At 54.7% G+C, this 20,486-nt stretch carries 19 protein-coding genes; 10 read left to right on the forward strand and 9 right to left on the reverse strand.

From position 1 onward, the window contains the following. Positions 1 to 79: 79 nt before the first annotated feature. The 7 genes from A8O29_RS15525 to mntR all read right to left on the reverse strand — a co-directional run bounded on the left by A8O29_RS15525 (position 80) and on the right by mntR (position 8,648). Positions 80 to 1,453 carry a glycoside hydrolase family 1 protein gene (locus A8O29_RS15525; RefSeq protein WP_125354546.1) on the reverse strand — a complete coding sequence of 458 codons (1,374 nt, stop codon included), beginning with the start codon at positions 1,451 to 1,453 and terminating at the stop codon, positions 80 to 82. A gap of 162 nt (positions 1,454 to 1,615) precedes the next feature. After that, complete coding sequence (locus tag A8O29_RS15530) at positions 1,616 to 2,653, reverse strand: aldo/keto reductase (RefSeq protein WP_174081360.1); 1,038 nt, start codon at positions 2,651 to 2,653, stop codon at positions 1,616 to 1,618. 108 nt (positions 2,654 to 2,761) lie between these two features. Beyond that, on the reverse strand, positions 2,762 to 4,288 hold the full coding sequence (locus A8O29_RS15535) for an efflux transporter outer membrane subunit (RefSeq protein ID WP_125354545.1): 1,527 nt from the start codon (positions 4,286 to 4,288) through the stop codon (positions 2,762 to 2,764). A gap of 2 nt (positions 4,289 to 4,290) precedes the next feature. Further along, positions 4,291 to 5,862 carry a DHA2 family efflux MFS transporter permease subunit gene (locus A8O29_RS15540; protein WP_125354544.1) on the reverse strand — a complete coding sequence of 524 codons (1,572 nt, stop codon included), beginning with the start codon at positions 5,860 to 5,862 and terminating at the stop codon, positions 4,291 to 4,293. Further along, positions 5,859 to 6,953: an HlyD family secretion protein gene (locus tag A8O29_RS15545; protein WP_174081361.1), complete on the reverse strand. Its 1,095-nt coding sequence runs from the start codon at positions 6,951 to 6,953 to the stop codon at positions 5,859 to 5,861. The genes A8O29_RS15540 and A8O29_RS15545 overlap by 4 nt, the downstream gene beginning before the upstream one ends. Before the next feature lie 112 nt (positions 6,954 to 7,065). Next, on the reverse strand, positions 7,066 to 8,178 hold the full coding sequence (locus A8O29_RS15550) for an anion transporter (protein WP_125354543.1): 1,113 nt from the start codon (positions 8,176 to 8,178) through the stop codon (positions 7,066 to 7,068). Further along, complete coding sequence (gene mntR / locus A8O29_RS15555; protein WP_110510003.1) at positions 8,175 to 8,648, reverse strand: manganese-binding transcriptional regulator MntR; 474 nt, start codon at positions 8,646 to 8,648, stop codon at positions 8,175 to 8,177. The genes A8O29_RS15550 and mntR overlap by 4 nt, the downstream gene beginning before the upstream one ends. 186 nt (positions 8,649 to 8,834) lie before the next feature. Here mntR and mntS point away from each other — a divergent pair, with 186 nt between their 5' ends. Both mntS and A8O29_RS15565 read left to right on the forward strand, forming a co-directional pair. After that, positions 8,835 to 8,960: a manganase accumulation protein MntS gene (gene mntS / locus A8O29_RS15560; protein WP_125354542.1), complete on the forward strand. Its 126-nt coding sequence runs from the start codon at positions 8,835 to 8,837 to the stop codon at positions 8,958 to 8,960. A 270-nt stretch (positions 8,961 to 9,230) separates the two neighbouring features. After that, positions 9,231 to 10,814 carry a phosphoethanolamine transferase gene (locus A8O29_RS15565; RefSeq protein WP_125354541.1) on the forward strand — a complete coding sequence of 528 codons (1,584 nt, stop codon included), beginning with the start codon at positions 9,231 to 9,233 and terminating at the stop codon, positions 10,812 to 10,814. Positions 10,815 to 10,882: 68 nt separating this feature from the next. Here the strand turns inward: A8O29_RS15565 and ompX are convergent, their stop codons facing one another. Beyond that, a complete protein-coding gene (ompX, locus tag A8O29_RS15570) occupies positions 10,883 to 11,395 on the reverse strand; it encodes an outer membrane protein OmpX (RefSeq protein WP_110510006.1) in 513 nt (170 codons plus the stop codon). A gap of 355 nt (positions 11,396 to 11,750) precedes the next feature. Between ompX and rhtA the strand changes: the two genes are divergently transcribed. The 6 genes from rhtA (at position 11,751) to ybiO (ending at position 18,346) form a co-directional block, all read left to right on the forward strand. Then, positions 11,751 to 12,641, forward strand: a complete 891-nt coding sequence (rhtA, locus tag A8O29_RS15575; protein WP_125354540.1) for a threonine/homoserine exporter RhtA — start codon at positions 11,751 to 11,753, stop codon at positions 12,639 to 12,641. Positions 12,642 to 12,925: 284 nt separating this feature from the next. Beyond that, on the forward strand, positions 12,926 to 13,429 hold the full coding sequence (gene dps / locus A8O29_RS15580; RefSeq protein ID WP_125354539.1) for a DNA starvation/stationary phase protection protein Dps: 504 nt from the start codon (positions 12,926 to 12,928) through the stop codon (positions 13,427 to 13,429). 361 nt (positions 13,430 to 13,790) lie between these two features. Then, on the forward strand, positions 13,791 to 14,537 hold the full coding sequence (gene glnH, locus A8O29_RS15585) for a glutamine ABC transporter substrate-binding protein GlnH (protein WP_125354538.1): 747 nt from the start codon (positions 13,791 to 13,793) through the stop codon (positions 14,535 to 14,537). Between the two features lie 88 nt (positions 14,538 to 14,625). After that, complete coding sequence (gene glnP / locus A8O29_RS15590) at positions 14,626 to 15,285, forward strand: glutamine ABC transporter permease GlnP (protein WP_110510010.1); 660 nt, start codon at positions 14,626 to 14,628, stop codon at positions 15,283 to 15,285. Then, entirely contained in the window at positions 15,282 to 16,004 is a 723-nt protein-coding gene (gene glnQ / locus A8O29_RS15595; protein ID WP_125354537.1) for a glutamine ABC transporter ATP-binding protein GlnQ, read from the forward strand. The genes glnP and glnQ overlap by 4 nt, the downstream gene beginning before the upstream one ends. Before the next feature lie 107 nt (positions 16,005 to 16,111). After that, positions 16,112 to 18,346 (forward strand): mechanosensitive channel protein, encoded by a 2,235-nt coding sequence (ybiO, locus tag A8O29_RS15600; RefSeq protein WP_125354536.1) that lies wholly within the window; start codon positions 16,112 to 16,114, stop codon positions 18,344 to 18,346. A 3-nt stretch (positions 18,347 to 18,349) separates the two neighbouring features. Here ybiO and rlmF read toward each other — a convergent pair whose 3' ends face one another. Then, entirely contained in the window at positions 18,350 to 19,276 is a 927-nt protein-coding gene (rlmF, locus tag A8O29_RS15605) for a 23S rRNA (adenine(1618)-N(6))-methyltransferase RlmF (RefSeq protein ID WP_168713865.1), read from the reverse strand. Positions 19,277 to 19,368: 92 nt separating this feature from the next. On the opposite strand from rlmF, the gene A8O29_RS15610 reads away from it, so the two are divergent. Both A8O29_RS15610 and A8O29_RS15615 read left to right on the forward strand, forming a co-directional pair. After that, positions 19,369 to 19,983, forward strand: coding sequence for a flavin reductase family protein (locus A8O29_RS15610; RefSeq protein WP_125354534.1), 615 nt, complete (start codon positions 19,369 to 19,371; stop codon positions 19,981 to 19,983). Positions 19,984 to 20,145: 162 nt separating this feature from the next. After that, positions 20,146 to 20,409 carry a YdgH/BhsA/McbA-like domain containing protein gene (locus tag A8O29_RS15615; RefSeq protein WP_110510015.1) on the forward strand — a complete coding sequence of 88 codons (264 nt, stop codon included), beginning with the start codon at positions 20,146 to 20,148 and terminating at the stop codon, positions 20,407 to 20,409. Positions 20,410 to 20,486: the final 77 nt, after the last annotated feature.

Consider the following 20,486-nt stretch of genomic DNA (forward strand, 5'->3'; position numbering starts at 1 on the left):
GTGCAGAGACCTTTTCTTCACTCACTCGTATCCCCGCCAACTTTCGCGCTGACGGGGAGAAACCCGGCTGGCCCGGAGATTACATCTCGTCGCCGTTGCTGCGGATCGCCTGTTTCAACCATGCGTAGCTTTTCTTCGGCACGCGTTTCAAGTCTTTCAGATCGTGGTTATCGCGGTTGACGTACACCACGCCGTAGCGTTTACGCATATCGCCCTGCGAGCTCAGAATATCGATCAGCCCCCAGCCGAGATAACCGATCACTTCTGCGCCATCCTCAAAAATCGCCTCTTTCATGGCGTTGATATGGTCGCGGTGATAGGCAATGCGGTAGTCATCCTCAACAGGGTTGACGCCATCCCACGATTCGATAACGCCAATGCCATTTTCAATCGGGAACACCGGCAGCCGCCAGTCGTTGTAATAACGGGTGATAATGCTGCGGAAGCCGAGCGGGTCGATTTGCCAGTTCCATTCGGTGGCTTTCAGATACGGGTTATTTTTATCGCCGTATTTCAGGTAATAGTTAACCTCGGTGCCTTCCGGAATCGGATCGGTATCCAGCGTGCGGCTGGCGTAATAGCTGAACGCCATATAGTCATTTTTGTTGCGGGCAATCAGCGCTAAATCCTCTTCGCGATAGATATCGTTGAAGCCTTCGCGCTTCACTACCGCCATCACTTCCGGGCTATAACCTTCGCCTGCGTATACGCGCAGCAGGTTCTGGTTGAGGAATTCGTCATACTGCTGCGCACAGAAAATGTCGCGCGGTTTGCAGGTCGCCGGATAGATAAGCTGGTGCGCCAGCATGCCGCCCATCAGTTTGCCGGGCTTGGTTTCGTGCAGATACTGCGTCAGCTGCACGTGCGCCACCATGGTGTGATGTTGAATTTCGTACAGCTCGCGCAGGGTTTCTTCTCCGCGCAGATAGCCCGAAATGCGGAACGCGATCGGCATGTGGAAAATGTTCTGCTCATTGAAGGTCAACCAGTACTTCACCTTGTCGCCGTAGCAGTCGATCATCTTTTGCCCGTAGCGCACGAAGGCATCCATCACGCGGCGGTCGTTAAAACCGTTGTACTCTTCGGCCAGCGCCAGCGGCATGTCGAAGTGATAGAGGCAAATCATCGGCTCGATGCCGCGGGCAATCAGGCCATCGATGAAACGGTGATAGAATGCGATCCCTTCTTCGTTGAACGCGCCGTCACCGGTCGGGCATACGCGGCTCCAGGCAATCTGGAAACGGTAGCAGTTCATACCCAAATCCTGCATTAAATCAAAATCTTCCTCGAAGCGATGATACGAATCGGTCGCGACCTTCCAGTCGGACGCAAATTCGCTCGGCTCACGAATGTCATACACCGATTTCCCTTTTCCGCCCTCGTTCCATGCCCCTTCGGTCTGCATGCTGGAAACCGAGTTACCCCACAAAAAATCCTTCGGCAGTTTCTTCATTGTCGCTCTCCGCTTATATGACTAGTCATTTAAATTTCATGACTAGTCATATAGATCCAAATGACAAATCAGGCAAAAGGCTTGTGTTGTTTTTGTGAGCAGATTCGAAAAGAAGGCACAAAAAAGGTGGGCCGAAGCCCACCCTGTATGAGGAAACTAAGATCAGCCTTTCAGCTGATTACGACGGAATTCGCCCTGACGCTCCAGCATCCAGCCCGGATATTCACGCGGCAGCGCGCTGACCGCATCCAGCTGTTTCAGCTCGTCGTCCGTCAGACGGATATCAGTCGCCGCAATGTTATCCGCCAGCTGATCCGGGCGTTTAGCCCCGATGATCACGCTGCTGACCACCGGCTGATGCAGCAGCCACGCCAGGGCAATCTGCGCCACCGACACGCCTTTGCTCTCAGCGATGTTGCGCATGACGTCGATGCAATCGAAGCCGCGCTCTTTATCTACCGGCGGGAAGTCAAATTCCAGGCGGCGTCCGCCCGCTTCGTTTTTTCCGTCACGACCGTATTTACCGCTGAGGAACCCCCCCGCCAACGGACTCCAGACCATCAGCCCAACGCCTTCACTTTGCATCATCGGCACCAGTTCGCGTTCGAGGTCGCGCCCGGCAATCGTGTAATACGCCTGCAGTGAAGCAAAACGCGACAGACCCAGACGTTCGGAAATGCCCAGCGCCTTCATGATTTGCCACGCCGACCAGTTGGACACCCCGATGTAGCGCACATGACCGTGTTGCACGAGATTGTCCAGCGCGTACAGCGTCTCTTCTATTGGCGTGGCCGGGTCGAAGCCGTGCAGTTGAAACAGGTCGATATGATCGAGCTGCATCCGGCGCAGGCTCTCTTTAACGCTGTTGATGATGTGATAGCGTGAGCTACCGCGCGAGTTCACCCCCGCGGTGCCGGTTTCGCCAAACGCTTTGGTCGCCACCACCACGTTTTCACGCGGCACTTTGAGGTTTTTCAGCGCCTGGCCGGTGATTTCTTCCGAGCGTCCTTCCGAATACACGTTGGCGGTATCGATAAAGTTGATGCCCGCATCCAGCGCACTGCCCACCAGCCGCTCGGCGTCCGCCTGCTGCAGTTGGCCAATTTTGCCCCACATGCCGCCTTCGCCGCCGAACGTCATGGTGCCCAGGCACAGCTCGGACACAAACAGACCGGTATTGCCTAATTTCTGGTAACGCATAACTTTCTCCTCAGGGGATGTCGTTGGTGTGTGTCATACAGTTATAACCACACGCCTGCGTTTGCGAATGGGGCGTTCCTGCCCGTTTCTTGCCCAATTCTCTGAACCTCATCCGCGAGGTGCATCGCCGAATACCGAATAATCTGGCAGATGCACGTCCTGATAAGTTTCCCAGCCACCGCCCAGGGCTTTATACAGCGCGACTAAATCGATGCGACTTTGCACCTGCGCCTGAGCGTGCTGCTGCTCCGCCTGCGACAGCTGTCGCTGCGCATCCAGCACATCGATGAACGTGGCAAGACCCTGTTTGTAACTGTCACTGGCGAGGTCAAAAGCACTTTGTAACGCGTCAATCGTGCGCTGCAATGCCTGTTCCTGTTTCTGGTCGCTGCGATAGCTCACCAGTGAATTTTCCACGTCGCCGAGCGCCGTCAGCACGGTTTGCCGATACTGAAGCACCTGCGCCCCCTGCTGCGCCCGCGCCAGTTTGACGCTGGAGACCAGCCGTCCGCCCTGGAAAATGGGAATCGAAATCTGCGGGCCGACGCTGTAGAAATGGCTGCTCCAGTCGGTGAGCCAGTTGGTTTCGGTATTACGCAAACCAAACTGGCCGTTCAGCGTCAGGCTGGGGAACAGTTCGGCCACAGAAACGCCGATTTGCGCCGTGGCCGCATGTAAATTGGCTTCAGCTTCGCGCACGTCCGGCCGACGACGCGCCAGGGTCGACGGGATGCCCGTTTGCACCACATCAGGTAAGTTCGGCAGCGGCTGCGGGGTGCGCAATTCGCCATCCAGCGCGCCCGGCGGTTTGCCGAGCAGAATTGCCAACGCGTTCATCGCCTGTCGTTCCTGCGCCTCATACTGCGGAAGCTGCGCGTCGAGATTTGCCAGCTGTGCGCGGGCATTTTCGACGTCCATTTGCGGAGATAACCCGCCCTTCTGTCGGCTTTGCGTCAGCTCCAGGGTTTCCTGGGCGCTGGCTATCTGCGTATTCATGGTCGCCATGATGCTTTGGGTGCCACGCAGCTGAAGCCAGGCGCGGGCAACTTCCGCCTCCAGCGACACCAGCGCATCGTTACGCTGTTCAATCGCCGCCTGCTGTTGCGCTTTCGCCGCTTCGACCTGACGTCGCACTTTGCCCCACAAATCGAGTTCCCACTGCGCGTCAAAGCTGCCCTGATACAGGTGAATCGGCTCGGTCAGCGGCTGTAACGCGCCTTTCAAATCCGGGTCAACGTTATCTATCTGGTTATAGACGCCCTGCGAATTCAGTTCACCTTCAACGCCCAACTGCTGGCGCGTGGCCTGCAAACTCCCGTTCACCGACGGGAAAAACGCGCCATTGGCCTGGTTGAGCTGTTCGCGCGCCCCGGCGATACGCAGCGCGGTTTGTTGTAGCGAGAGATTGCCGATGATTGCCCGCTCAATCAGGCTGTCCAGTTCGGCCGAATTGAAGGTCGTCCACCAGCGGGTGTTCACCGCCTGGGTCGCGGTTTTCGAGGCCGCCGCATTGTCTGCAGGATCATTCCAGTGCGTCGGCGTTTTCGGCTGCGGTGACTGATAATCCGGCCCGACGGAACAGCCCGCCAGCAGTAATGCGAACCCGGACAGGGCAAAAGATAGGCTTTTGTACATCGTTAGTGTGCTCCTGCGCTGCCTTCGCTTTTAATAGGCGAAAGCAGTAAACAGAACGGGATCAGGCATAGCGCCACCACGCTCAAAATAGTAAAGACATCGACATAGGCCAGGAATCGGGACTGAGCGATGAGCTGCTTGTACATTTGTCCTCCGGCCAGACTCAGGGGGTCACCCACCTGAGTGGTGAAGTTGCGGATAGCCTCCGCCACCTCTTTTAGCGTCAACTGGAAAGATTCGTTAAACGGCGAGGCGTTATAGGCCAGATAGGCACTGTGTGTTTGCGCGCGCTCGGTGATAGCCGCGGTAGAAAGCGAGATCCCCACCGAACCCGCCACGTTACGGAACATGGTAAACAGCGCAGACGCATCTGCATTCAGACGACGCGGGATCGAGATAAACGCGATGGTGGTCAGGGGCACAAACAGGAAACCGAGACCCAACGACTGCGCGCAGCGGAACAGCATCAGCGTTTCAAAATCGATGGAAGGCGTGAGGTTTCGTGACCAGAAAAAAGAACCCGCCAGTAAGGTAAAACCAAAAGCGATGATCCAGCGAGTTTGCACAATCGGCATCAGCTTGAGCACCAGCGGAATGGTGAGCACGATAAGCACCGCCCCCGGCGACATCACCAGCCCCGACCAGGTGGCGGTGTAGCCTAAATCCTGCTGAGCAAGCTGAGGGATCACCACCGAACTGCCGTAAAGGATCATCGCCATCCCCGCCATCAGCAGGCAGGAAATTGCAAAGTTACGATCCGCCATACAGCGTAAATCCACCACCGGTTTGCGGGCGTAAAGCAGCCAGTAAATTGCCCCGACGATGCCAATCAGCGTCAGCACCGCAAAAGTGATAATAAAGTTCGAGTGGAACCAGTCGTCGTCTTCACCTCTGTCGAGCATCACCTGCAAACAGCCCAGCCCCAGCGCAATAAGTCCGATTCCGGTCCAGTCGATGCTGGCTTTACCTTCGGCTTTTTTCTCCCACGGCGGGTCTTCAAGCAACTGATACACCGCCAGCACCGTCAAAATCCCGACCGGGATATTGATAAAGAACACCCAGCGCCAGGAGTAGCTGTCGGTTATCCAGCCGCCGAGGGTGGGGCCCATCACTGGGGCGACAATAATCGCTATCGACGACAGGCCGAACGCCTTGCCGCGGTCTTCCGGTTTGAAATAATCAAGCAGCACCGACTGCTGCGTAGGCTGTAAGCCGCCGCCGAAGAATCCCTGCATCACGCGAAAGAGAATGATTTGCCACAGCTCGGTGGCGATGCCACACAGAAACGAACAGATGGTGAACATCACGATGCAGATCATGAAGAACTGTTTGCGTCCGAGAAGGCGGCTTAAGAAGGCTGAAATCGGCAGCACGATACCGTTCGCCACCAGATAACTGGTTAACACCCACGTGGATTCGTCGTAGCTGGCCGACAGTGACCCGGCGACGTGGGGCAACGCCACGTTGACGATGGTGGTGTCGAGAATCTCCATAAACACCGCGAGGGTGACGACGATCGCCACCGCCCACGGATTGCTGGCCGGCCGCCAGTTGTCATGGCTGCTGTCCGTCATTGCACCGTAACCTTCGGTTCGACGGACAGACCCAGCGGCAGCGGATGATTCGCATCCAGGCCTTTATCAATCACGATTTTCACCGGTACGCGCTGGACGATTTTTACGTAGTTACCGGTGGCATTTTCTGCCGGGAAGGCGGAGAACTTCGCCCCGCTGCCCTGCTGAATGCTATCGACGTGCCCTTCCAGTTCCATATCCGGCCACGCGTCGACCGACATGCTGACTTTATTCCCCGGCTTCATTCTTTCAAGCTGAGACTCTTTAAAGTTGGCGGTAATCCATACGTCGGTTGAAACCAGTGAAAACAGCGCCGTGCCCGCCTGCACCAGAGTGCCGTTTTGCACATTACGTTTGGTGACGAAGCCGTCAAACGGGGCGCGCACTTCGGTATAGGAAAGGTTCAGGTCCGCCGTTTCCAGCTGGGCTTTGGCCTGATCGACCTGACGCTCGCGTGCTTCAACGTTGGTTTCCTGCTGGCGGATTTGCAGCTGCACCTGATCGGCCACTTCCAGCTGCGCCTTGGCGCTGGCTAATCCCGCCTGAGCGCTGCGCAGTTGCGCATTCGCCGAATCGATATTCTGTTGGGTGGTCGCTCGGGGATCGACGCCGCGCTGACGACGGTAGGAGGCTTCGGCGTTGGCCATATCAGCCTGCGCCTTCAGCACCTGCGCGCGCGCTTCGTCACGCTGAGCGGGATATTGCACTTTTGACAGCGCCAGCTGCGCCTGCGCCTGATGGAGCTGCGCCACCGCCAGCCCCAACTGGGCTTTCGCCTGATCTCGCTGGGCGGTGTTATCCCGAGGATCGATAACCACCAGCAGATCGCCTTTTTTCACGCGCTGGTTATCGGACACTTTCAGCTCGGTTACGTAACCCGCGGCTTTCGGCGCGATGGTCACCGCGTTGCCATCGGTAAACGCATCGTCGGTGGTTTCCTCATTGCGGGTCAAAAACCACCACACCAGCGCAATGATCAGCATCACCACGACCACAATTCCCAGAATGATTAAGGGCTTCTTTCCAGGCTTCTTGTTAGTGGGTGTCTCGTTATTTTGTTCTTTTTCAGAAGGGGTATTCGTCTCTGCCATAGCGTCACAACGGTCCTGTGGGTTAACGGCGTATCACATTCGCCGTTCACTAAACTTAGGAGGTTGCTCTACATTTGCCAGGAATTTGCCAGGAAATCCTGACAAATCCGCACTATCTGACAAGGCTCAACAGGACAAAACCGACCAACGCGGCCCACAGCAGCATCGGGATGGAATAGAGGTGAAAGCGCCACCAGATGCGGCGGTTGTCGGCCATACGCAGCGCAATCAGGTTGGCGAGCGAGCCCGGTAACAGGCCAAATCCGCCGACGTTTACCGCCCACGCCAGCAGTATCGATGGTGGAACATAGTTAATCAGCAAAATAGTGGAAGGCACGTTGCTGATCACCTGCGACAGACCGATGGCCGTCAGCCAGAGCCCTACGTCAGATAAACCGCCAACGCCGGACAACGCATGATGCAGCGCCGGAAGCTGGGTCATCAAATGCACATCCACAAACATTGCCATGAACACCAGCAGCAGCGTCCAGTCGACGCTGAACACTACGCGCCGCTCGAGGATTAAGAAACCGAGGGCAAGAACCGCCAGGCCCCATAGCTCCTGGCGCATCTCAAGGCTCAGCAAGAATATCAGGTAGAACGCGAGGCAACACCAGACCAGTTTTGGCTTCCAGTTCGGCGTGCGCTCCCCGCTCTGGAAATGCAGCGCTTTGGCGGGAAAGCAAAACCAGCACAGCACCAGCAGCGTGAGCATCATCGCCAGCGCCAGCGGAGCCATTTGCCAACTGAATGACAGGAACGACAGCCCGGAACGGCCCCACAACAGGATATTTTGCGGATTACCAATCGGCGTGAGCAACGAGCCCGCGTTGACCGCCAGCGCCTCGAAGATAATCAGCCGGTTGACCGGAATGGCGCTCCACTTTTTCAGGGTCAGCGTCAGGGGCACCACGATAAACAGCGCCACATCGTTGGTCAGAAACGTCGACAGAACCGCCGCCGCCAGCACCATAAACATCGCCAACTGGCGTTCGGTCACGAAACGTCGCGCCATTTTACGGCCCAGCACGTCGAAATAACCGCTCTGCTCGACGCCTTTGGTCAGCAGCATCAGGCCGCTCAGCGTGACGATGGTGTGCCAGTCAATGGCGCCGGGCCAGGAAGCAGGATGAAACGGAACAAATAAAGAAAGGAGGAAACCGGTGAGGATCAGCAGATGTAAAAAGCGGTCACGCATTAGCGACCGCAGAAAAGGGAGGTTCATTCAGCGTGCAGTCCTGCCTGGAGAGTAAACTGACGGAAGCGTTCCAGCGTCTCTTCGCTGACGTGGTGCTCCATACCCTCAGCATCGCGGCGGGCGGTGTCCTGGCTCACGCCGATCGCCAGTAAAAAAGTCTCCACGATTTGGTGACGTTCGCGGGTTTCCTGCGCCAGCTTCTCGCCTTCCGGCGTCAGAAACACGCCGCGCCAGGGGATCTGCTGGATAAGACCAACGCCTGCCAGACGTTTTAGCATTTTCGCTACCGTCGGCTGGGAAACGCCTAAACGTGCCGCCATATCGACCTGCCGCGCTTCGCCCACTTCGCGGATAAGGTCGGAAATCAGCTCAACGTAATCATCAATCAGTTCGCGGCGATGTGCTTCTCGCACCTGACGAAAGCCTTCAACATGTTCTTCGACATTTACCAATTGCGTCACTTTTTTTATTCCTGGAGTGCCCGTGGGACGGCTCATTATGCTTCCTCTACTCGCTGTGACGCGTCAGTGCATCAGACAAAAGAGCACCATTGTATAGGATCGTGACCAGAGCACAAAAAATTAACGTTTTAGCAATAGCTAAGTAATATAGCCTGTGCTATATCTGTATGTAATACGAACATCCTTCAGGGAGTGAAGGTCTGAAACGTTCAGGAGGTTGTTATGAACGAACTCAAGAGGTGCTTAAACGTGTTTACCCATTCTCCCTTTAAAGTGCGCCTGATGCTGATCAACATGTTGTGTGACCTGTTCAGCAATAAACCGCAGCAGGACAAGCCTTCCCATTAAGGCGGCGTCGCGGTACGCCGCTTCATTTTTGTGTCATAAACCTCGGTCATACTGTCCTGTTGACAGCAAAAACCCCGCATTTTTTCCGGATTTGTAATCGCCCTCCCAAAACAATTCGTTATGAGTAGTTGACGTAACTATTCATCAACTTTATCTTCTCGCATCCCTGCAGCTTTTGCGCTTCGTCGAACTCCTTTCTTCACGCACTGCCAGGCAGGTTTTACCCTTCGACGCCAGGGGACGCACATGGCGGCTTTTTGATTGTGAACTATGAATGTAACACTGAAAGAAACGCTTGCCGCGCGTGGCATGGCGCTTAACCCATGGACCGGATTTTACTTTTTACAATCGCTGCTGATGAATCTGGCGCTGGGATATTCTTTCAGCCTCCTGTATACCGTCGCGTTTACCTGCGTCCTGCATGTGCTGTGGCGCGCGGCGCCGCGCACGCAGAAAGTCCTGCTCGGAATTTATTCCCTGGTGGCGGCTTTTTATTATCCGTTTGGTCAGGCTTATGGCGCGCCAAACTTTAATACCCTGCTGGCGCTGCATTCGACCAATGCGGAAGAATCCACAGAAATCCTGACGATCTTCCCGTGGTACAGCTATTTCATTTCAGTCTTTATCTTCGCGCTGGGCGTGATTGCGGTGCGCCGCAAACAGGAAGCCAAACGTGCGTGGAGCAAAATCGACATTCTGTGCCTGCTGTTTTGTGTCGGCGTCGCCTTTGTGCGTCCGGTTCAGGAAATGGCGTGGGATGGCGTGTTCCGTATCAGCAAAATCGGTTATCCGGCGGTGCGCTTCGTGCACGACGTGGCGATCAGCAACCAGCAGGTGCTGGATGAACAGGCGCGTCTGGCGCAGTTTTCCAACCTGAAAGACACCTGGAACGTGGTGGCGGTGAAGCCGAAATATCACACCTACGTGGTGGTGATTGGCGAAAGCGCGCGTCGTGATGCGATGGGTGCGTTTGGCGGTCACTGGGATAACACCCCGTTTGAGAGCGACGTCAACGGCACGCTGTTTACCGATTACATTTCTGCCAGCGGCTCAACGCAGAAATCCCTCGGTCTGACGCTCAACCGCGTGGTTGACGGCAAACCACTGTATCAGGATAACTTTGTGACCCTGGCGAACCGCGCCGGGTTCCAGACGTGGTGGTTCTCGAATCAGGGCCAGATCGGCGAGTACGACACAGCCATTGCCAGTATCGCGAAACGCGCGGACGAAGTGCATTTCCTGAAAAACGGTGATTTTGAAGCGGATAAAAATACCAAAGACGAAGATCTGCTGAAGATGACGGCGCAGGTGCTGTCCACTGAACGCACTCAACCTCAGCTGATCGTTCTGCACCTGATGGGATCACACCCGCAGGCCTGCGATCGCACCCAGGGGAAATACACTGATTTCGTGAAGTCGAAGGAAACCTCATGCTATCTCTACACCATGACGCAAACCGACCAGCTGTTGAGCAAACTCTACGATCAGCTGCGTGGTTCCGGCGACAGCTTCTCGCTGGTGTATTTCTCTGACCACGGTTTAGCCATAAAAGAACGCGGCAAATCGGTGCAGTATCTGGCGCATGATGACAAGTTCCAGCAGAACTTCCAGGTCCCGTTCCTGGTGCTGTCGAGTGATGACAAAACCCATCGCGTGATTAAAGCGCGCCGTTCGGCGAATGATTTCCTGAGCTTCTTCTCGCAGTGGACCGGTATTCAGGCACAAGAGATTGCCACGCCGTACCGTTTTATGTCGAACCAGAAAGCAGGCCAGGTTTACATCACCAACTTCCAGTTGCAGAAAGTGGATTACAACCACCTCGGAACGGATGTCTTCGACATTGCCGCCCACTGATTCCCCTTTCCGGAATTACAAACAAAAAAATCCGCCCTTGGGCGGATTTTTTATTATCACCGAAGTGATTAGAAACGGTAACCCACGCCTGCGATCCAGGTGCCAACGTCTACGTTACGAATACGAGACTGCTCGTAAGAGAAGTCCAGTGCAACGTTTTCGATTGGGTTGAACTGCATACCTGCACCGTAAGAGAAACCGTAGTCGCTCATGTCAGATTTGCTAGCAGGGAAGTCGTTAGCCTGGAATTTACCGTAGCCAACACCGACAACACCGTAGATGCTTGCCCAATCGTTGATGCGGTAAGCTGGACCAGCAGTCAGACCGTAGTACTGAGCTTTGTTATAGGTATTGCTTTCGTTGTGATTCTTCTCGGTATACGTGAAAGAACCAATCCAGCCGAGTGGGTTATTGTCCTGCTCGTAACGGTATTTCAGGTTGAAACCACCTGCTTTGTTCGCTTCGCCCTGCATATCGCTCTGAGCGTAGCCACCAGTAACGGTAGAAGTTGCAGCTACTGCGGTACCTGCGGTTGCAGCCAGTACAAAGGCCACTGCTGAAAGACGTGCAATTTTATTCATAACCACCTCAAATGTGCTTCAAGTAAGTCCGTAAGTTTTAAATATATCAAAATTTAATTAAAAACTCTTTGCGATTGTCGTTGTCTAAGGGTCTCAATCATGTAACTAAACATTTCCACCACTGACAATCCCTATGGAAAATCATCAACTTCCTCGCAGATTTTGCCATTATTGCGCGCATTAACGGGCGCATTCATCCAGATTAATCCTAAACTGGCAGAGTTTTCACCCTTTGACTGAACTTTATTGTACGGCGCTTTTCTTTGCTTTTTTTCAACAATGCATAAACCAGACAGGGGTAATTCATTTACACTGCCTCTTTTACTTCCTTTGACAAAAATTGACAGGAGAAAGGATGCCAGGCTTGTCGCGTAAGCTCCCGGTATGGTTGCCGATACTCGTAATACTGATTGCCATGTGCTCGATTCAGAGCGGAGCGGCGCTGGCGAAATCACTTTTTCCCCTGGTGGGCGCACCCGGTGTCACCGCCCTGCGTCTGGCCCTCGGCACGCTGATTCTGGTGTGCATCTTTAAGCCCTGGCGTTTGCGATTTACCCGAGAGCAGCGCCTGCCGTTGCTATTTTACGGGTTGTCGCTCGGGGCAATGAACTACCTCTTCTATCTCTCTATTCAGCGCATTCCGCTCGGCGTGGCGGTGGCCCTCGAATTTACCGGCCCATTAGCGGTGGCGTTGTTTGGTTCTCGTCGCGCAGTCGATTTTGTCTGGGTGGCGCTGGCGGTGCTGGGTCTGTGGTTCCTTCTGCCCCTCGGACAGAGCATAGCCCATGTTGATTTAACCGGCGCGGCGTTGGCACTGGGTGCCGGGGCGTGTTGGGCGGTCTACATTATTACCGGCCAACGGGCGGGAGAAGAGCACGGCCCAGCCACGGTGGCGATGGGATCGCTGATTGCGGCAGTGGTGTTTGTGCCGATTGGTGCGTTTCAGGCTGGCGACGTGTTGTGGCAGTGGTCAATTTTGCCGCTCGGTTTGGGCATTGCCATTTTGTCCACGGCGCTGCCCTACTCGCTGGAAATGATCGCCCTCACCCGCTTGCCGACCCGCACCTTTGGCACGCTAATGAGTATGGAACCGGCGCTGGCAGCCGTCTCAGGGATGCTGTTCCTTAATGAAACGCTGACCGGCACGCAGACCCTCGCGCTGCTGGCGATCATGGCCGCCTCAATGGGCTCGACGCTCACCCTGCGACGCGAGAGTAAAATAGAGAAAGTCGATATTAGTGAATAACCTTGTGCCGCAGGGCTATATCTCCCTGCGGCCTTCAAAAATTATTTTCCAGACACAACCATTTTCCTGCGTAAATATTTCTGCAATAAACAGACCTTTCTTAATTAATTAGGAATCCTTTACAAACAAATACCATACCCCCTTGTTATAAACGATTTCACCACCTTCAACACCCTCCACGCTATTAAACCGATAGGTATTAACTTTCCGGCAGCATGAACAACCGGTGCTATACTTATTTCCGGTAATTCACTGGGATTATGAGATCAAGAGGAAATGAAATTATGAGTACCGCTAAACTGGTCAAAACCAAAACATCTAATCTGCTCTATACCCGTAACGATGTATCGGATAGCGAGAAAAAAGCGACTATCGAGTTGCTGAATCGCCAGGTTATCCAGTTCATTGACCTGTCACTGATCACTAAACAGGCTCACTGGAATATGCGCGGTGCAAACTTTATTGCCGTCCATGAGATGCTTGACGGCTTCCGCACAGCGCTTATCGATCACCTCGATACCATGGCAGAGCGTGCCGTGCAGCTGGGTGGCGTCGCACTGGGAACCACGCAGGTTGTGAACAACAAAACTGCGCTGAAAAGCTATCCGCTGGATATCCACACCGTTCAGGATCACCTGAAAGAACTGGCCGATCGTTACGCGATTGTTGCTAATGACGTGCGTAAAGCCGTTTCCGAAGCCAAAGATGAAGACACCGCCGATATCCTGACCGCCGCATCGCGCGACCTGGACAAATTCCTGTGGTTCATCGAATCTAACATCGAATAAGTATACATTTTACTTATCCCTCAAAACCCCTCGCCCGAGGGGTTTTGCACTTTTATAGTGCATCACACGCCCTTACCTCCCCGCATAAGTAAACCAATTGTAATTATCACTTCACACAATCGTTAACGAAAGATTGTTTTATCACCGTAATTTGCGCTTAATAACCCCACGTCCTGGACCACGCCTGGCGCGCACCATTTTGGTGCCTCATCGTGGTGCACTTCGTGTGCCTTGCAACCTTTTTTGTGCAACAAACGGCTACCGCCTCGTTGTAAAACAACAAGTTGTAAAATTGGCACGATTCTTTCATATGCGGATTGTTCTCGCAGGGGATTGCCCCGTGGTTATAAAAGGAAATGCTATGAAGTCTGTATTTAAAGTTTCACTGGCTGCACTGACCCTGGCCTTTGCAGTTTCTTCTCAGGCCGCGGAAAAGCAGCTGGTTGTGGCCACCGATACCGCGTTCGTTCCGTTCGAATTCAAACAGGGCGACAAATACGTTGGTTTCGATATTGATTTGTGGGCCGCTGTCGCCAAAGAACTGAAGCTCGACTACACCCTGAAACCAATGGATTTCAGCGGCATCATTCCTGCACTGCAGACCAAAAACATCGACCTGGCGCTGGCCGGGATCACCATTACCGACGAACGTAAAAAAGCGATCGACTTCTCTGACGGCTACTACAAAAGCGGTCTGCTGGTGATGGTTAAAGCCAACAACAACGACATTAAAAGCGTGAAAGACCTGGACGGTAAAGTTATCGCCGTGAAGAGCGGGACCGGTTCTGTGGATTACGCGAAAGCCAACCTCAAACCGAAAGACCTGCGCCAGTTCCCGAACATCGACAACGCGTATATGGAACTCGGCACCAACCGTGCTGATGCGGTTCTGCACGATACCCCTAACATTTTGTACTTCATCAAAACCGCGGGCCACGGCCAGTTCAAAGCGGTTGGTGAGTCTCTGGAAGCACAGCAGTACGGTATTGCGTTCCCGAAAGGCAGCGACGACCTGCGTGAGAAAGTGAACGGCGCGCTGAAAAAACTGCATGAGAACGGCCAGTACAACGAAATCTACAACAAATGGTTCGGCACTGAACCAAAATAATGATGGTTAATTAGACGTAAATTTATCAGGGGCGGCCTTTCGCCCCTGCTCATTTTGAACCACGGTAAAACAGTAACAGGAACATATTATGCAGTTTGACTGGAGCGTCATCTGGCCTGCCATTCCAATCCTGCTGGATGGTGCCAAAATGACTCTGTGGATTTCGGTCCTCGGGTTAGCGGGCGGTATTATTATCGGCCTCGTCGCGGGTTTAGCCCGCACCTACGGCGGATGGATTGCCAACCACGTGGCACTCGTGTTCATCGAAATTATTCGCGGCACGCCAATCGTCGTCCAGGTGATGTATATCTACTTCGCCCTGCCGATGGCCTTCCCGGATATTCGCATCGACACCTTCACCGCTGCGGTTATCACCATCATGATCAACTCCGGGGCCTACATCGCGGAAATCACCCGCGGGGCCGTGCTGTCGATTCATAAAGGTTTCAGCGAAGCGGGCCTCGCGCTCGGTTTGTCGCGTCGGGAAGCCATTCGCCACGTGATTATGCCGCTGGCACTGCGCCGCATGCTGCCCTCGCTTGGCAACCAGCTGATCATCAGCATCAAAGATACCTCACTGTTCATCGTCATCGGCGCGGCCGAATTGACCCGTAGCGGCCAGGAAATTATCGCTGGCAACTTCCGTGCCCTGGAGATATGGACCGCCGTCGGCGTGATTTATCTGATCATCACCCAGGTCCTGAACATCGTGCTCCGCATTCTGGAAAGAAGGATGAAAATCCTGTGATTGAATTTAAAAACGTCTCCAAGCATTTTGGTCAAACCCAGGTGCTGCACAACATCGATTTGAACATCACTCAAGGTGAAGTGGTGGTGATTATCGGGCCATCTGGCTCAGGTAAATCCACTCTGCTGCGCTGCATCAATAAGCTCGAAGAAATCACCAGCGGCGACCTCGTGGTCGACGGCCTGAAGGTCAATGACCCGAAAGTCGACGAGCGATTGATTCGTCAGGAAGCCGGGATGGTGTTTCAGCAGTTTTACCTGTTCCCGCATCTGACGGCGCTGGAAAACGTGATGTTTGGCCCACAGCGCGTGCGCGGTGCATCCAAAGCCGAAGCCGAAAAGGTGGCGAAAGACCTGCTGGCTAAAGTCGGTCTTGCCGAGCGCGGGCATCACTATCCTTCCGAGCTTTCCGGCGGCCAGCAGCAGCGTGTGGCGATTGCCCGCGCGCTGGCGGTGAAACCGAAGATGATGCTGTTCGATGAGCCGACGTCTGCGCTCGACCCGGAGCTGCGCCACGAAGTGCTGAAAGTGATGCAGGATTTAGCCGAGGAAGGCATGACGATGGTTATCGTGACCCACGAAATCGGCTTTGCCGAGAAAGTGGCATCGCGTCTGATCTTCATCGATAAAGGCCGTATCGCGGAAGACGGCAATCCTCAAACGCTGATCGACAACCCGCCGAGCCTGCGCTTGCAGGAATTCTTGCAGCACGTGTCGTAATGCCCTGCTCTCCCCCGCCCTGGGGGAGAGAATCCTCCCAAAATCTGCCTGCCCTCCCTGAGTCGCTATACTTATCATTTTGTTAATGATTTGAAAGGGAGTTGCCTGTGCCGTGGATCCTGTTGCTTGTTGCGACGCTGTTCTGTGCCCCACTACAGGCGGTCACTCTTCCCGGCGTGACCACCTCCGCCACCAGCACGACCTCTCAAACTCCGCCCGTGGAACCCGATGCGGCACAGAAAAAAGCCGCTTACGCCGCGTTGGCTGACGTGCTGGAAAATGATTCGTCTCGCCAGGAACTCATCAAACAGTTACGAAGCGCCGCGGCTACACCGCCGAAGGAGAAAGTGCCGCAGCTTACGCCGCCGCCCGTTAGCGAAGAAAAAACGGTGCTGGAAAGCGTGACGGACGTCAGCCGTCACTATGGTGAAGCGCTCTCTACCCGTTTTGCCCAGCTGTGGCGCAATATCACAACGGGGCAGCATAAACCTTTCAATTCGCACACCTTTAGCAATGCCGTCACCCACTTTTTGCTGCTGGCCGCACTGGTCTTCGCCTTCTATGGTCTGCTGCGTCTTTGCGCTTTGCCGCTGTACCGAAAAATGGGGAAATGGGGTCGGAAGAAGAACCGCGATCGTAGCAACTGGCTGCACCTGCCCGCGATGATCACCGCGGCAATGATTATCGACCTTTTGCTACTGGCGTTGACGCTGTTCGTCGGGCAAGTGCTGAGCGACAGGCTCAACGGCGGTAGCCGTACCGTGGCCTTTCAACAAAGCCTGTTCCTGAACGCCTTTGCGCTTATCGAGTTCTTTAAAGCCATTCTGCGCCTGATTTTCTGCCCTCGCGTGCCGGATCTGCGCCCGTTCACTTTTCAGGATGAGTCTGCGCGCTACTGGAGTCTGCGCCTGAGCCTGCTGAGCGGGGTGATTGGTTACGGGCTTATCGTCGCGGTGCCAATCATTTCCAATCAGGTGAACGTCCAGACCGGGGCGCTCGCCAACGTGGTGATTATGCTGTGCATCACCGCCTGGGCGCTGTGGCTGATTTTCCACAATAAGAAGGCTATTACCGAAAGCCTTATCGGGCTGGCCAACCGTTCGCTGGCCTTCTTCAGCCTGTTTATCCGCGCCTTTGCACTGGTCTGGCACTGGCTCGCCAGCGCGTACTTTATCGTGCTGTTCTTCTTTTCACTGTTCGACCCGGGCAACAGCCTGAAATTCATGATGGGCGCCTCGGTTCGAAGCCTCGCCATCATTGGTATTGCCGCGTTTATCTCCGGAATTTTGTCGCGCTGGATTGCCAAGACCATCACCCTGTCACCGGAAACGCAGCGTAACTATCCGGAGCTGCAAAAGCGGCTGAATGGCTGGCTGTCGGCGTCGCTGAAAGCCGCGCGGATCCTGACGGTATGCGTTTCGGTGATGCTGCTGCTCAGCGCCTGGGGACTGTTCGATTTCTGGAACTGGCTGCACAACGGCGCGGGCGAAAAAACGGTGGATGTGCTGATCCGCATTGCGCTGATTTTATTCTTCTCGGCCATCGGCTGGACGCTGCTGGCGAGTCTGATTGAAAACCGGCTGGCATCAGATATTCATGGTCGTCCGCTGCCGAGCGCCCGCGCCCGCACGCTGCTGACGCTGTTCCGCAATGCCCTGGCGGTGGTCATCAGTACGATCACGGTGATGATCCTGTTGTCGGAAATTGGCGTGAACATCGCACCGCTGCTGGCGGGTGCCGGTGCATTGGGGCTGGCGATTTCCTTTGGTTCCCAGACACTGGTGAAAGACATCATCACCGGAATTTTCATTCAGTTTGAGAACGGGATGAACACCGGAGATTTAGTCACCATCGGGCCGCTGACCGGCACGGTGGAACGGATGTCGATTCGTTCGGTGGGCGTGCGGCAGGATACCGGGGCGTACCACATTATTCCGTGGTCCTCGATTACGACCTTCGCCAACTTCGTGCGCGGCATTGGTTCGGTGGTCGCGAATTACGATGTAGATCGCGGGGAAGACGTTGAGAAGGCCAATGACGCCCTGAAAGCGGCGGTGACGGAACTGATGGAGCAGGAAGATATTCGCGGGCTGGTGATAGGGGAACCGTCGTTTGCCGGGCTGGTGGGGCTGACCAACACCGCCTTCACACTGCGAGCGTCGTTCACTACCCTGCCGTTAAAACAGTGGACGGTGCGTTTTGCGCTGGATGCGCAGGTGAAGAAGCACTTCGATAAAGCGGGGATACGCGCCCCGGTGCAGACGTATCAGGTGCTGCCTGCGCCTGGTAACCCAGCGTTAGCAGCACCTGAGCCGCCAACGCCGAATCAACCGACGCTGTGATGATTAACGGGCGCGAGCAACAAAGCGACGACGCTTGTCCTCATCGAGGAAAGTCCAGGCGATGAAGCGGCTTTGCTTCTGACCCTGGGCCATCTCTTTTTTCACCACTTTCACCGCTCCGGCTTCGGTCAGCGCGGAATAAAGCATCGGCAGGTTATCGCCACGCGATACCAGCGAGGTGAACCACATCACCTGCCGACCATACTCGCGGCTTTCGGCTATCATCTTGCGGATAAAGGCCACTTCACCGCCTTCGCACCACAGTTCCTGATTCTGACCGCCAAAGTTCAGGGTGTCGTGTTTCTGCTGGCCGAGGTTGCGACGCTTACGTTCGTTGCCTTCGCGCGCACTTTCAGCGGAATCATGGAACGGCGGGTTGCAGACCATCGCCTCGAAGAATTCATTTTTGTGGATCATACCCGCGAGGATCGCCTGTTCATCCTTTTGACGACGCAAACGAATCTGACGGCTCATGCCCGGATTGGCATCAATAATCGCCTGCGCCGCAGTCAGGGCTTCAGCGCTCACTTCGGTGCCGGTGAAACGCCAGCCATATTCGTGGCTGCCAATCAGCGGATAAATCAGGTTAGCGCCGGTACCGATATCCAGCACGCTGGCGTTTTGCGGCAGGCTGCCGTTCGCTTCAGTCAGCAAATCCGCCAAATGATGCATGTAGTCTGCACGGCCAGGGACCGGTGGGCAGAGGAAACCTTCTGGAATATTCCACGCTTTCACCTGATAAAAGTGCGCCAGCAGCGCCTGATTCAGGGTCTTTACCGCGTCGGGATCGGCAAAGTTAATGGTCTGCTCCCCGGCCGGGTTGGAGACGATAAACGCTGCCAGTGCCGGTGTTTCCTTGCACAGTGCGGGTAAATCGTATCGGTCGTGGTGACGATTACGCGGGTGTAATCCTGGCTTTTGAGCTTTCATAGCTTCCTCCTGTTGACGGCGCGTAAGATACCCGTTGACGCGGGTGGCGTAAATAAGTGAGTCTTCTTATTATTTCACGTGACAGGTGCACTATGTATTTTTATCAGCCTTCAGACGGCCACGGACTGCCGCACGACCCGCTTAATGCCATCATTGGCCCACGCCCTATCGGCTGGATTGCCTCCGTCGATGCGCACGGCAAACGCAATCTGGCGCCGTACAGCTTCTTCAACTGCTTCAATTATCGGCCACCGATTATCGGCTTCGCCAGCAGCGGCTGGAAAGACAGCGTGCAAAATATCGTTGAGACGCGCGAATTTGTCTGGAATCTCACGACGTTCGACCTTGCCAGCGCCATGAATGAAACCTCGGCCAGCCTCGCTCACGGCGAAGATGAGTTTGTCCGCGCCGGACTGACGCCTGTCGAAAGCCGTCTGGTACGCGCCCCGCGCGTGGCGGAAAGCCCGGTGAATTTCGAATGCCGCTTATCGCAGTGCATTCAGCTCACTGGCGCAGACGGCACGGCGGTGGATACCTGGCTGGTGCTCGGTGAAGTGGTGGCGGTGCACATTGATGAATCGCTGCTGGAAAACGGCATTTATCAGACCGCAAAAGCCAAACCGGTGCTGCGTGCTGGCGGCCCAAGCGCTTATTACAGCATCGACGAAAGCCAACGTTTTGATCTAACTCGCCCCGACGCCCGATAATTTCTCATTCGATCAGCCACTTATTTGTGGCTGATTTGTCAGCTTTTCGTCAAAAAATGTCGTTCAAAAAACGAGCAGATCATCATCAGTTTTTTGCGGCATGTCACATTTCCTCAGCACCTACACTTACGTTATCCCCGTGGATACAGAGAGGATGTGCACATGAAAAGATTGTTGCTCGTGGTCGCTGCTGGTGCGTTGTCGATGCTCTCTTTTTCGGCTTCCGCCGAACCTCAACAACTGATGAAAGATGATACCGGACAATTGCGTCCGTCAGGGACAGTGTCGGTTTCTGGAGCTGATGACTTTGGCGATCTTCAGGCTAAGCTTGCAGAAAAAGCGCAGCAGGAAGGGGCTAAAGGTTACGTGGTTAACTCCGCCAGCGGTGATAACAAAATGTTCGGCACCGCTACCATCTACAAATAAACTGTTGAAGTTATTCCGTTCAGAAAAGCGCCTCATATCGCAGGCGCTTTCTTTTTTGCGCCCTCGAAATACCCTTT

The organism is Scandinavium goeteborgense (genome assembly GCF_003935895.2).
Classification (GTDB): domain Bacteria; phylum Pseudomonadota; class Gammaproteobacteria; order Enterobacterales; family Enterobacteriaceae; genus Scandinavium; species Scandinavium goeteborgense.

Coding starts and splice junctions, on each gene's coding strand:
- A8O29_RS15525 (WP_125354546.1), bottom strand. CDS start 1,453: ATGAAGAAACTGCCGAAGGATTTTTTGTGGGGTAACTCGGTTTCCAGC.
- A8O29_RS15530 (WP_174081360.1), bottom strand. CDS start 2,653: ATGCGTTACCAGAAATTAGGCAATACCGGTCTGTTTGTGTCCGAGCTG.
- A8O29_RS15535 (WP_125354545.1), bottom strand. CDS start 4,288: ATGTACAAAAGCCTATCTTTTGCCCTGTCCGGGTTCGCATTACTGCTG.
- A8O29_RS15540 (WP_125354544.1), bottom strand. CDS start 5,862: ATGACGGACAGCAGCCATGACAACTGGCGGCCGGCCAGCAATCCGTGG.
- A8O29_RS15545 (WP_174081361.1), bottom strand. CDS start 6,953: ATGGCAGAGACGAATACCCCTTCTGAAAAAGAACAAAATAACGAGACA.
- A8O29_RS15550 (WP_125354543.1), bottom strand. CDS start 8,178: ATGAACCTCCCTTTTCTGCGGTCGCTAATGCGTGACCGCTTTTTACAT.
- mntR (WP_110510003.1), bottom strand. CDS start 8,648: ATGAGCCGTCCCACGGGCACTCCAGGAATAAAAAAAGTGACGCAATTG.
- mntS (WP_125354542.1), top strand. CDS start 8,835: ATGAACGAACTCAAGAGGTGCTTAAACGTGTTTACCCATTCTCCCTTT.
- A8O29_RS15565 (WP_125354541.1), top strand. CDS start 9,231: ATGAATGTAACACTGAAAGAAACGCTTGCCGCGCGTGGCATGGCGCTT.
- ompX (WP_110510006.1), bottom strand. CDS start 11,395: ATGAATAAAATTGCACGTCTTTCAGCAGTGGCCTTTGTACTGGCTGCA.
- rhtA (WP_125354540.1), top strand. CDS start 11,751: ATGCCAGGCTTGTCGCGTAAGCTCCCGGTATGGTTGCCGATACTCGTA.
- dps (WP_125354539.1), top strand. CDS start 12,926: ATGAGTACCGCTAAACTGGTCAAAACCAAAACATCTAATCTGCTCTAT.
- glnH (WP_125354538.1), top strand. CDS start 13,791: ATGAAGTCTGTATTTAAAGTTTCACTGGCTGCACTGACCCTGGCCTTT.
- glnP (WP_110510010.1), top strand. CDS start 14,626: ATGCAGTTTGACTGGAGCGTCATCTGGCCTGCCATTCCAATCCTGCTG.
- rlmF (WP_168713865.1), bottom strand. CDS start 19,276: ATGAAAGCTCAAAAGCCAGGATTACACCCGCGTAATCGTCACCACGAC.
- A8O29_RS15610 (WP_125354534.1), top strand. CDS start 19,369: ATGTATTTTTATCAGCCTTCAGACGGCCACGGACTGCCGCACGACCCG.
- A8O29_RS15615 (WP_110510015.1), top strand. CDS start 20,146: ATGAAAAGATTGTTGCTCGTGGTCGCTGCTGGTGCGTTGTCGATGCTC.